At 63.5% G+C, this 11526-nt stretch carries 12 protein-coding genes; 4 read left to right on the forward strand and 8 right to left on the reverse strand.

Annotated elements, in window-relative coordinates:
* Positions 1-11 precede the first annotated feature (11 nt).
* Both ACFWAD_RS27740 and ACFWAD_RS27745 read right to left on the reverse strand, forming a co-directional pair.
* Complete coding sequence (locus ACFWAD_RS27740) at positions 12-1583, reverse strand: MFS transporter (protein WP_378549830.1); 1572 nt, start codon at positions 1581-1583, stop codon at positions 12-14.
* Positions 1584-1680: 97 nt separating this feature from the next.
* Positions 1681-2247 carry a TetR/AcrR family transcriptional regulator gene (locus ACFWAD_RS27745; protein WP_378539532.1) on the reverse strand — a complete coding sequence of 189 codons (567 nt, stop codon included), beginning with the start codon at positions 2245-2247 and terminating at the stop codon, positions 1681-1683.
* Positions 2248-2606: 359 nt separating this feature from the next.
* Here ACFWAD_RS27745 and ACFWAD_RS27750 point away from each other — a divergent pair, with 359 nt between their 5' ends.
* Both ACFWAD_RS27750 and ACFWAD_RS27755 read left to right on the forward strand, forming a co-directional pair.
* The gene (locus ACFWAD_RS27750; RefSeq protein ID WP_378549670.1) at positions 2607-3062 is read left to right on the forward strand and encodes a nitroreductase family deazaflavin-dependent oxidoreductase; all 456 of its coding nucleotides are present in this window, start codon (positions 2607-2609) and stop codon (positions 3060-3062) included.
* A 59-nt stretch (positions 3063-3121) separates the two neighbouring features.
* The gene (locus ACFWAD_RS27755) at positions 3122-3841 is read left to right on the forward strand and encodes an NADPH-dependent F420 reductase (protein WP_378549673.1); all 720 of its coding nucleotides are present in this window, start codon (positions 3122-3124) and stop codon (positions 3839-3841) included.
* 52 nt (positions 3842-3893) lie between these two features.
* Here ACFWAD_RS27755 and ACFWAD_RS27760 read toward each other — a convergent pair whose 3' ends face one another.
* A complete protein-coding gene (locus tag ACFWAD_RS27760; protein WP_378549676.1) occupies positions 3894-5297 on the reverse strand; it encodes a class II fumarate hydratase in 1404 nt (467 codons plus the stop codon).
* Positions 5298-5398: 101 nt separating this feature from the next.
* A complete protein-coding gene (gene glpX, locus ACFWAD_RS27765; protein WP_003945202.1) occupies positions 5399-6433 on the reverse strand; it encodes a class II fructose-bisphosphatase in 1035 nt (344 codons plus the stop codon).
* Positions 6434-6613: 180 nt separating this feature from the next.
* Here glpX and ACFWAD_RS27770 point away from each other — a divergent pair, with 180 nt between their 5' ends.
* The gene (locus tag ACFWAD_RS27770; RefSeq protein WP_378549679.1) at positions 6614-7183 is read left to right on the forward strand and encodes a DUF4245 domain-containing protein; all 570 of its coding nucleotides are present in this window, start codon (positions 6614-6616) and stop codon (positions 7181-7183) included.
* A 22-nt stretch (positions 7184-7205) separates the two neighbouring features.
* Here ACFWAD_RS27770 and ACFWAD_RS27775 read toward each other — a convergent pair whose 3' ends face one another.
* The 3 genes from ACFWAD_RS27775 to ACFWAD_RS27785 are packed head-to-tail and all read right to left on the reverse strand — an operon-like array spanning position 7206 to position 9282.
* On the reverse strand, positions 7206-7424 hold the full coding sequence (locus ACFWAD_RS27775) for an exodeoxyribonuclease VII small subunit (protein WP_003945276.1): 219 nt from the start codon (positions 7422-7424) through the stop codon (positions 7206-7208).
* A complete protein-coding gene (gene xseA, locus ACFWAD_RS27780) occupies positions 7421-8686 on the reverse strand; it encodes an exodeoxyribonuclease VII large subunit (protein WP_378549682.1) in 1266 nt (421 codons plus the stop codon). The genes ACFWAD_RS27775 and xseA overlap by 4 nt, the downstream gene beginning before the upstream one ends.
* Positions 8683-9282 carry a lipid droplet-associated protein gene (locus ACFWAD_RS27785; RefSeq protein ID WP_378549684.1) on the reverse strand — a complete coding sequence of 200 codons (600 nt, stop codon included), beginning with the start codon at positions 9280-9282 and terminating at the stop codon, positions 8683-8685. The genes xseA and ACFWAD_RS27785 overlap by 4 nt, the downstream gene beginning before the upstream one ends.
* 152 nt (positions 9283-9434) lie before the next feature.
* Here ACFWAD_RS27785 and ACFWAD_RS27790 point away from each other — a divergent pair, with 152 nt between their 5' ends.
* On the forward strand, positions 9435-10448 hold the full coding sequence (locus tag ACFWAD_RS27790; protein WP_003945273.1) for a 4-hydroxy-3-methylbut-2-enyl diphosphate reductase: 1014 nt from the start codon (positions 9435-9437) through the stop codon (positions 10446-10448).
* Between the two features lie 72 nt (positions 10449-10520).
* Here ACFWAD_RS27790 and ACFWAD_RS27795 read toward each other — a convergent pair whose 3' ends face one another.
* Positions 10521-11513, reverse strand: coding sequence for a DUF6542 domain-containing protein (locus tag ACFWAD_RS27795; protein WP_378549688.1), 993 nt, complete (start codon positions 11511-11513; stop codon positions 10521-10523).
* Positions 11514-11526: the final 13 nt, after the last annotated feature.

The following is an 11526-nucleotide window of genomic DNA, read 5'->3' on the forward strand; positions in this document are numbered from 1 at the left end:
AAATCGCGTGGCTACTTCGGCGCCTTGGTTGTCAGGCTGGCGAGAATCGAACCTTCGGTAACCGGTTTCCAGGGGAGCAACAACGCGACCAGCAGTGCGGTGATCAGTGCTGCTCCCACCGTGAAGTACGACGCGATGGCGAAGCCTTCCAGGCACGCGGTCTTCATCGTGAGGATCAGACTTTCCTTCTGTTGCTCGAAGAGCGGGCTGATGTCGCGGGAGCGGATCTCGATGACGCTGAGCACCGACTCGCGAGCGAAGCCCTTTTCCTGGGCGGACATCACGGCGTCGGGGATGGCGTCGACGATCGGGGCCACCTTGGATGTGTAGTACGACGCGACGATCGAGCCGATGACGGCGACGCCCAGTGTCCCGCCGAGTTCACGCGTCGTGTCGTTGACTGCCGATCCTGCGCCCGCTTCGTCGAGAGGGACCGAGGACATGATGGAGTCGGTCGCCGGGCCCTGGACAATCGCGAGGCCGAGACCCATGAGCACCATCGAGATCACGACGGGTCCGAGATAGGGGGTATTGACGGTCGTCTGGCCCGCCAGGAACATACCGCCGCTGAGGACGAGGAGGCCGAACACCATCACTGCTGTTGTGCCGAGTTTCTGCGCCGCCAAGGTGGCGACCGGGGCGCCCACGGCAACGGCGGCAGCGAAAGGCAAAGAGTGGATACCGAATTCGAGCGGCGAGTACTCCCGAACGCCCTGGAAGTACTGCGTGATCAAGAACAGGAATCCGAACATGCTGAAGTAGCTGACCGCAATGGCCAAGGCGGGGAACGAGAAACGTCGGATCCGGAAGAGATTCATGTTCAGGATCGGCGCGTCGGTGCGTAGTTCCCAGAAGACGAATGCGGCCAACAACACTGTCGCAGAAAGGTATCCCGTGATGCTGAACATCGACACCCACCCGCGGTGCGGTGCGTCGATGATGGTCCACACCAGAACTACGATGCCGAGGAGCGAGAGAATTGTTCCGACGAAGTCGAATCGGCCGACGTGGAACGCCTTCGACTCCGGAACAACCAGCAGCACGCCCACGATGACCAACAAAGCGGCCGGAACGTTCATCCAGAACACCGAGTGCCAGGAGAAGTGCTCGAGCAGCCAACCGCCTGCCGTCGGACCGATGGCAATCGCAAAGCCGGCCATTGCGGTCCAGGCTGCGATGGCGATGGCTCGTTCTCTGGCGTCGGTGAAGATGTTCGTGATCATGGCCAAGGTAGCCGGAAAGACTGCGGCGGCAAAGACACCCATGGCGGCTCGCGCCATGATCACCTGTTCGAGGTTGGAAGCCAAAGCCCCGACGAGCGACATTGCACCGACGCCGATCAGGCCGATGATCATCACTCGGCGGCGTCCGAAGCGGTCACCCAGGTGGCCGAAGGTCAGAAGGAACCCGGCGAAGGTCAACGTGTACGCGTCGACGATCCACTGCAGATCGCTGACGCTGGCGAACAGGTCGACGCTCATCGTCGGCAGCGCCACGTTGACCACCGTGTTGTCCAGCACGACAAGGAGTTCGGCGAGGCAGATGAAGATCAGCGCAGTGAAGCGACGGGATTTTGTCATCATGGGCGCCGAGGGCGCCGGTGCAAGTGTGTGAGACATGTTTGTACGCCATCTCTGCTCCTGCGCGAACGGCAGCAGCGGTTGGAAGAATGAGGGTAGGTCAACTCGGGGCTGAGACCAGAGCCTTGAGGTGAGCGCCGATGCGATCGAGAGGCGCCGTGGTGTGCTGAGCTTTTGCCATCAGGGTTGCGCCTTCGATCGACGCGATGACGACGGTTGCCCACTGTGCTGCAGTGTCGGACGGCTGTCCCTGCTGCCAGAAGAACGATGTGAGAAGCGATTCCCACGAGGTGAAGGATTCACCCGCAGCAGTTAGCGCCGCCGGCGTCGACGCGCCCTCCACCGCCGCGGCTGCGACAGGACAGGAAGAGGTGAAATCGCTCTCTACCAAGCTGTTTCGGAAGATGGTGACAACCGCGTCGATGATCTCCGGTGGGGAGGACTGAGCGATCATCGAACTGATGGCTGCGCTCACGCCCCGGCCGAAGTATGCGACGGCTTCACCGGCCAACTGCCCTTTGCCCTCGGGGAAGTAGTGGTACACCGACCCGCGGGGTGCGCCGGATCGTTCGACGATCTCGGTGAGCGAGGTTGTGGCGATCCCGTGTTCGCGGAAGGCGTTGATGGCGCCGACCAGCATCAGAGTGCGGGAATCGGAGTCGGCCATCCCGTCATCGTATGCAATCGAGGTGCTGCTCGATTGTTGCGGTGTCACTGATTGTTGCGGTGTCACTGATTCCTTCGATACGCCCCACTTGCGACGCGCTGCGGTGATCGGACAACGCGTCTGCGGGCCGGTCATGGCAACGAGGCGTCTCGAGGTGCGTTCATCTCTGCCTCCCAGTATGTCGATCGGTATAGGAACGAATCTGAGACTAGATGTAACCGACAGACACAGTCAAGTGTTGTATGCAGGTAGCGTGCCTTGATGGAGATTCTTGCTGGCAAAACTCTGCGAACAGTGGTTATATCGTACGGTATAGAGCTGCTGCATGGAGCGCCAGCTCCGGAGGAGAGGAAAACGACATGCCGGTTCCGACGTCCGTTGCACGAAAAAGAAGAATCGAAGTCGCAGTCGGGAAGTACTTCGCCAATCCGCTGGTCACCGGATTGAATCGGATCGGTCTGATGCCGTCGTTGATGACCGAGATCGAGACGGTCGGACGCCGAACCGGTCTGACCCGCCGAGTACCAGTCGCGATCACCTACAACGGCGACGAGGCGTGGGTCATCGCGCAGCACGGCATCGACACGGGCTGGGGAGCCAACATCTCTGCGACGCCGGAGGTTCGGATCCGTCGTCGCGGCGAGTGGGTGGACGGACAGGCCCAGATCATGCCGGACGACGACGTGCCGGCGCGGGTGAAGACTTTCGCGTCGGGGAAGCTCAGATCAGCACTGACCGCGTCTGCGTTCCGCGGGTTGCAGACCGATCCGGTGAGCGTTCGCATCAGGCTCGCGCCCAACCGGTCAACAGATTGAATCAACGGGAGTTGAAATGGTCGGTACGGAATGACCCGGTGCGTTGTCGTCGTTGACGAATGCAGCGGTGGTGCAATCACCTCTGCACACGACGAAGGAGCAGGATCATGCGTATCGGAATCATCGGAGCCGGTCAGATCGGTGGCACGCTCACGCGCAGGCTCGCTGCGCTCGGTCACGACGTACGTGTCTCGAACTCGCGCACACCGGACACACTTGCCGAGTTGGAAGCCGAGACGGGTGCGAAGGCAGTCCGCAGCACCGAGGCCGCCGAGGGTGCCGAACTGGTCATCGTGAGCATTCCTCAGAAGAACGTGGTCGATCTACCGGCGGGGATCCTCAGCGGTGCGGTCGCCGGTGCCCCGGTTATCGAGACCAACAACTACTACCCGCAACAGCGTGACGGCTTGATCTCCGCCATCGAGGACGGGCAGACCGAAAGCGCATGGGTGCAGGAGCACCTGGGTGTGCCGGTGTTCAAGGCATTCAACGGAATCTGGTGGAAGCATCTCCTCGAGAAGGGACTTCCCGAAGGCGCTGAGGGGCGCATTGCGCTACCTATCGCCGGCGACGACGACGTGAACAAGCAGGCTGTGTTCGATCTGATCAATCAGTTGGGCTTCGATCCCGTCGATGCCGGAACGATCGAGGACTCCTGGCGTCAGCAACCGGGAACCCCGGTGTACGGCAAGGACTTCGATCGTGAAGCGACGCTGAAGGCGTTGGCCGAGGCGAGCCCCGTGCGTACCGACGAGTGGCGGGCAACCACCACGGTGTAGGGCAAAAGAGTGGCGGTTTCCACTTCGGAAACCGCCACCCTTGGGGCCATTTTCAGTCCTTGACCTTCGCCATCGCCAGAACGTCGAGACGCTTGTCGAGTTCTTCCTCGCTCAGCTTGTCCGGGACGAGTCCGCGCTCGATGACGACCTGACGGATCGTCTTCTTCTCCTTCAGTGCCTGCTTCGCGACAGCTGCGGCTTCCTCGTAACCGATCGCCGAGTTGAGCGGCGTCACGATCGACGGCGACGATTCGGCGAGTGTCTTGAGGTGATCCTCGTGCGCGAGAAGTCCACTCACGCACTTGTCCGCGAACAGTCGAGAGACGTTGGCCAGCAAGGTGAACGACTCCAGCAGGTTGCGGGCCATGACCGGGATGTAGACGTTGAGTTCGAAAGCTCCGGCGGCGCCACCCCACGCGATGGCGGCGTCGTTTCCGATCACCTGAGCCGCAACCTGTGTGGTTGCCTCCGGCAGGACGGGGTTCACCTTGCCGGGCATGATCGAGCTACCCGGCTGTAGGTCGGGTAGTGCGATCTCGCCGAGCCCGGTCAGCGGACCCGATCCCATCCACCGAATGTCGTTGGCAATTTTCGTCAGCGAGACGGCGATGGTGCGCAGCGCGCCCGACGCCTCGACCAGTCCGTCGCGCGCGGCTTGCGCTTCGAAGCTGTTCTTCGCCGGAGTCAGCGCGTCGACACCGGTCGACTTGACCAGCTCGGCAACAACTTTGGGGCCGAATCCGTCCGGAGCATTGAGGCCGGTACCGACTGCCGTTCCGCCGATCGGCAGCTCGCCGAGGCGGGGGAGTGTTGCGTTGACGCGCTCGATGCCGGCCTCGATCTGACGTGCGTAGCCGCCGAACTCCTGACCGAGCGTGACCGGTACAGCGTCCATCAAGTGGGTGCGTCCGGACTTGACGACGGTCTTCCACTCGGTGGCCTTCGTGGCAAGCGCAGCATGCAGATGTTCCAGTGCCGGAACAAGATCGGTGACCGCTGCCTCGGTAGCTGCGACGTGTGTTGCGGTGGGGAACGTGTCGTTGGATGACTGCGACATGTTGACGTGGTCGTTGGGATGGACGTCCACGCCGGCGGCCTTCGCGATGGACGCGATGACCTCGTTGGCGTTCATGTTCGAACTGGTTCCCGAGCCGGTCTGGAAGACGTCGATGGGGAACTGATCGTCGTGCTTGCCTTCGGCGATCTCGTTCGCGGCGGCGATGATTGCGTCGGCCTTGTCCGAGTCGAGCAGCCCGAGGTCTTTGTTGACTTGCGCGCACGCTGCTTTCAGCAAGCCCATTGCGCGAATCTGGGTGCGCTCGAGGGGGCGCCCGCTGATCGGGAAGTTCTCGACCGCGCGCTGGGTCTGTGCTCGCCACAGTGCGTCGATGGGCACCCGAACTTCGCCCATGGTGTCGTGTTCGATTCGGAACTGTTGATCGTTGCTCTCCGTCATGGCTCCACATTGCCACTTTTGGAGAGCGGGCAGGGGACTACGTCCCCCGTGAGCGGTTGAGGAGTGCAGGGACTCCTTAACCACTCACGGGGCGGAGCCCATCAGAACGTCGGGGGAACCGCGCCCTCTTCGCCGTCGAAGTCGACGGAGCTGTACTCACGGAGCTTTTCGAGACGGTGGTACGCGTCGATCATGCGAACGGTGCCGGACTTGCTGCGCATCACGATGGACTGCGTGCTGGCGCCGCCGCCGTAGTAGCGGACGCCGCGCAGGAGGTCACCGTCGGTGACGCCGGTGGCGCAGAAGAAGACGTTCTCGCCCGAGACGAGATCTTCGGTGGACAGGATCCGATCGAGATCGTGACCGGCGTCGATGGCCTTCTGACGCTCTTCGTCGTCGGTGGGCGCAAGCTTGCCCTGCAGCGATCCTCCCATGCAGCGCATGGCTGCTGCGGCGATGATGCCCTCGGGCGTTCCGCCGATGCCCACGAGCATGTCGGTGCCGGACTCCGGACGCGCTGCGGCGATGGCGCCGGCAACGTCACCGTCGGAGATCAACCGGATACGAGCGCCGGTGTCGCGCACGTCCTGGATCAGCTGGTTGTGACGCGGGCGGTCCAGGATACAAATGGTGATGTCGGAAACTGACGCCTTCTTGACCTTGGCGACGCGCTTGATGTTCTCGGCGATCGGCGCGCTGATGTCGATGACATCTGCAGCGTCCGGTCCGACAGCGATCTTCTCCATGTAGAACACGGCCGAGGGATCGAACATCGCGCCGCGCTCGGCAACAGCCAGAACGGAGATGGCGTTGGGCATGCCCTTGGACATCAATGTGGTGCCGTCGACCGGATCGACGGCGAAGTCACAGTCGGGACCGTCGCCGTTTCCGACCTCTTCGCCGTTGAACAGCATCGGCGCTTCGTCCTTCTCGCCTTCACCGATGACGACGATGCCGCGCATCGAGACGGAGGAGACGAGCTGACGCATCGCGTCGACGGCTGCTCCGTCGCCGCCTTCCTTGTCGCCGCGGCCTACCCAGCGGCCGGCAGCCATAGCACCGGCTTCGGTGACTCGGACCAATTCGAGTGCGAGGTTACGGTCCGGGGTCTCACGATGAGTGCTGCTGGCCGTCATGTGCGGTGCCTCCTGGCGCGGTCGCGGTCGACGGGGTGTGTCGACGCAGTGGTTTCTTCAGGCGTCATTGTCCCAGATGGGAGCGGCTACGTGCGCTGTCGGGTCGCCGCACGGACGTTTTGTCTCGCTCGAGGGGGACCGGGAATCGTATCCAGAGCGGAGTACCTGGATACTGGGGGTGTGGCATCGAAGAAACCCCGCATTCTCGAAGACAACAAAGACATGGTCTGGTCTCTCGTACCGTTGGTGCTGTTCTGCATCATCATTGCGGGCATCGCCAGCCAGTGCACGTTCAGTCCTGGAGGCCCGACGCAGGGGCCGATCCCGAGCGTCGACGTGGACGCAGCTCTGAACTACGACGCGAAGGAACTCGGATTTCCCATCCGTAACCCCGGTGTTCCGGACGGGTGGACCCCGAACTCCGGCAGTCGCAAGATCATTTCCGGTGATGGCGGCGGTGATTCGAGCACTGTGGGATTCATCACGACCAGCGGTCGCTACATTCAGCTGACGCAGAGCAACGCCGAGGAATTCCCGTTGGTGTCACACGTTGCCGGTGGACAGCGATTCGCGACCGGAGTCGAAACCGTCGGTGCCGATACGTGGAATGTCTTCGGCGGCGAAGGCGTCGAGTCGATCTGGGTCACGGACGTCGGAGATGTTCGCCTGTTGCTGACGGGCGCGGCGACGCCGGAAGAGTTCCGGACTCTTGCCGAGAAGGTCGGCGCAGCGCAGCCGATCACCCCTTAGGGTTTTGCGGTCGGAGCGGGCCTTACTCGTCCGCTTCGGCCAGAGCCTTTTCGACGCGGGCCCTGGCGCCGGCCAAATGCTCCTCACAGCGCTTGGCCAACGCCTCGCCGCGCTCCCACAGCGAGAGAGATGCGTCGAGATCCAGGCCACCCTGTTCGAGAATCTTCACGACGCTCACCAGTTCGTCGCGGGCGGCTTCGTAGCCGAGTTCGTTGATGTCGGTGTCGGTGGCGTTGCTCATTTTTCTCTTCCCATCACTGCGGCGCGAACGGCGCCGTCTGCAAGTCGAACGCGAATCTGGGTTCCGGGTGGTGCATCCTCGACCGAGCGCAGAACCTCCGGATCACCGTCGGGGACAACACGTTGCACGACGGCGTACCCGCGGGCCAACGTCGCGGCAGGGCCCAGAGTGGTGAGCCGGGCACGCAGATGCTCGATTGTTCGGGACTCCGAGTCGATCAGCCGGGTCACATCGCGTCGTCCCGCGGCTTGGAGCCTTTCGACCTCTTCGGCGCGGCGATCCACCGCCAACAGCGGTGATGCCATGACCGGTCGAGTACGCAACTGCTCGATCAGATGAGACTCACGCTTGACCCAACTGCGCAGTGCCGCAGCGCTGCGGTCACGAAGATCCGAAACCAGGGCAGCTTCCGCCACTGCGTCGGGTACGACGCGTTTGGCCGCGTCAGTGGGCGTGGCTGCGCGCAGGTCGGCGACGTGGTCACTGAGCGGACTGTCCGGCTCGTGGCCGATGGCACTGACGATCGGCGTCGTACAGGCCACGATGGCGCGGCACAGCGCTTCGTCGGAGAACGGCAGAAGATCTTCGACGCTACCGCCGCCGCGAGCGAGGATGATGACGTCGACTACCGGGTTGGCGTCGAGCTCCTTCAGCGCTTCGATGATCTGGGGAACAGCAGTCGGGCCCTGCACCGCGGTGTTACGCACCGCGATAGCCACTGCGGGCCAACGACGATGGGCGACCGAGACGACGTCCTTCTCGGCAGCGCTGGCTCGGCCGGTGATGAGGCCGATCGTGCCGGGCAGAAACGGAAGCGGCCGTTTGAGTCTCGGATCGAACAAGCCCTCGGCGGCGAGCAAGGCGCGAAGTCTCTCAATGCGGGCCAGCAGCTCCCCGATTCCCACGGCGCGAATCTCGGTGACACGCAACGACACAGTTCCTCGTCCGGTGTAGAACGAGAGCTTGCCGAACATCACGACACGCGAGCCTTCGGTCAACGGCACCGGCGAATTGTGCAGCAACTGTGGTGAGCACGTGATCGAAAGCGACATGTCTGCCGACGGATCGCGCAGTACGAGAAATGTCGTTCGGGTGCCGGGGCGTGCATTGATCTGGGTGATCTGACCTTCGACCCAGATACTGCCGAGCCGATCGATCCAGCCGGCAACCTTCGCGGAAACCGTGCGGACCGGCCACGGCTGCTCAGCGCTACTGGCGCCGGACGAACGCTGCGATGAAGCGGGGGGCGTTGCGGAAGTCACTTTGCCTTGGCTGTGGTGATGCGGTTGGCGAGCATGGTCTGGAACGGTGCGCGGGCGAGCGTCGCATTCTCGTAGTCCAGGACTGCGGTCAGCTCGTCGATGCTGAGCGTCCGGATGCGCGCACGGAGCTGTGCGAGTGTGAGGTTGGGGTAGTCGAGTTCGGTGACGATCTCCGGCTCTTCGGCAGGCTTGTCCGACGTGTCTGCGGTGGATTCGGACTCGGCGCCGGGTGCGGGCTCCTCGATTGGGGCGGTCGGCTCGAGCGAGTAGAGCGCGAAGCGTCCGGCGTTGGTCGGGGTGTCAGCCGAGGTCGATCCGGTGGAAGACGTCGAGTCAGCAGGCGCGTCGGCGTCCTCGTCGAACACTGCCCACTCGGGCTGTTCGTCCTCGGAAGACCAGTTGATCAGGGCAAACGCCTGATCGCCCTTGATAGCCAACGAGGTGATCGACTGCTGCACACGCATGCTTGTCTGCAGCATCTGGCTCACGGCGGTCATCGGCAGGGCGACGGCGGTGGTGGGCAACTTCTTTGCCTCTTCCATCGCGGTGACGGCGAGTCCCGCGGCAACGCGCGCCACGAACGGTGGTCGGATCATTCCCACAGCTTGCCGCAAAGCACCGACAATCGGTAGCCGACTTGCCTGTGACGGCCGTACTCGTTCACTTCGCAACCCTCGAACGGCGCGCGAAACGAGGTGTTCATGTTTGCCGGAGTGTCTCACGTTCGAGGTGCCAGTAGGCTGGTCACATGTCTTCGGCTGTTCCTCTCAATCTCGGTATCGCGCACTCGGCTGATTCGCCGTCCACCCGCAAGGGCAGCGCCAAGCGCGTGCTCCTCGCCGAGCCTCGCGGCTACTGCGCCGGCGTCGACCGCGCGGTCGAGACCGTCGAGAAGGCGCTCGAGAAGCACGGCGCACCCATCTACGTGCGTAAGGAGATCGTCCACAATCGCCACGTCGTCGAGACGCTCGAAGATCAAGGCGTGATCTTCGTCGACGAAACCGACGAGGTTCCCGAGGGATCGTTGCTCGTGTTCTCGGCGCACGGTGTGTCGCCGGCCGTCCACGACTCGGCTGCCGAGCGGAACTTGCGCACGATCGACGCGACGTGCCCCCTGGTCACGAAGGTGCACCAGGAAGCCAAGCGATTTGCTCGCGACGACTACGACATCCTGCTCATCGGCCACGAAGGTCACGAGGAGGTCGAAGGCACCGCAGGTGAGGCTCCCGATCACGTCACCATCGTCGACGGCCCGGATTCGGTCGACGCGGTTACGGTTCGCGACGAGTCGAAGGTCATCTGGCTTTCCCAGACCACCCTGAGCGTCGACGAGACGATGCAGACCGTCGCACGCCTGCGTGAGCGTTTCCCGAATCTGCAGGACCCGCCGTCCGACGACATTTGCTACGCCACGCAGAACCGTCAGGTCGCGGTCAAGGCGATGGCTCCCGAGTGCGATCTCGTGATCGTGGTGGGTTCGCGGAACTCGTCCAACTCGGTTCGCCTGGTCGAGGTCGCACTCGGTGCGGGCGCTGCCGCGTCGTACCTGGTCGACTACGCCCGTGAGGTCGATCTCGCGTGGCTCGAGGGAGTCCAGACAGTCGGCATCACGTCGGGTGCTTCGGTGCCCGAGGTACTCGTGCGCGGTGTGATCGAACTTCTTGCCGAGCACGGTTACAACGACGTTCAGCCCGTCACCACAGCCAACGAGACTCTGGTGTTCGCCCTTCCCCGTGAATTGCGAGCAGCGCGCACGTCGTAGAACGACGAAAATGCGGGGCACCTTCCAGATGGAAGGTGCCCCGCATTTTTTGATTCAAGGTGCAGCTGCGTTTCAGGACTCGTCGCGATCGCGGTACCGAACTCGCGGCGGCGGATAGGCCGGAAGATCGACTCCCGGCGGGCGGCGGCGAGGGGGCAGCGGCGGCGATACGTCGTCACCCGAAGCGAAGAAGGGCTCCATCCGCTCCTCACGCCTGGGCGCCGGGGTGGGCTCGGGCGCTCGGCGCCGACCGTACGACGGGTAGTCGTCGTCTGCTGTCGGTCTGCTGTCCGGCTGAGGGCGACGCGTAGGCGGTTGATGCGTGCGATCGACCCTGGGTGGCAGTGGGCTTCTCCGGGGCGGCAGCGGGCGCTCGTCCTGGATCGGCTCGCGCCTCGGGGTGCTTCGGTAAGCGGGCTGTTCGTCCACCTCAGGGGCGCGGCGACGAGGGGGCTCGGAGACGGGTGCGTCGGTCACTCGGCGACGACGCCCGGTCTCGGGCGCGGGGCCTCGAGTGGCAGACGCCGAGGAGGTGTCTCGAGTGGCAGACGCCGAGGAGGCGTCTCGGGTGGCAGACGCAGACGTTGCCGAACGGCGGGAGCGGGTCGAGCGCGCAGGCCCGGTGGGGCGCTGATTGAGCAGGAAGTATCGGAAGCCGCCGATGATCAGCACGACCACGGTTGCAGCCAACATGATCGGAAAGCGGTTGACCAACGGATAAGCGATGTTGATCGCGATGTCGCGCAGTGCGGTGCTGTTGTCCTTACCGATGAGCGTGTGCCCGATCGGCACCGCGGCGAAGAGCAGCAGGGGCGGTTGGGCCATCGCGGTGAACAATGCCTTGTTCGAAGCGGCAACCACGGCAAAGAGACAGCCCAGGAAGTAGAACGTCGAGAACACCGCGGTGAGCTCGCCGCCACCTCCGGTGGCATCGATCAGTACGCCGACAGCGGTGACACCGGCAGCAAGCAGGATCACTCCCCACCAGGGCAGGCCGGGGACGGTCACGATGAGCGATCGCTTGTCCAGCGGTACCCCGGAGCGAGCACGTTGGGTTGCAGACACATAACGACATTAG

This window comes from Rhodococcus sp. NPDC059969, assembly GCF_042738325.1.
Lineage (GTDB): Bacteria > Actinomycetota > Actinomycetes > Mycobacteriales > Mycobacteriaceae > Rhodococcus_F.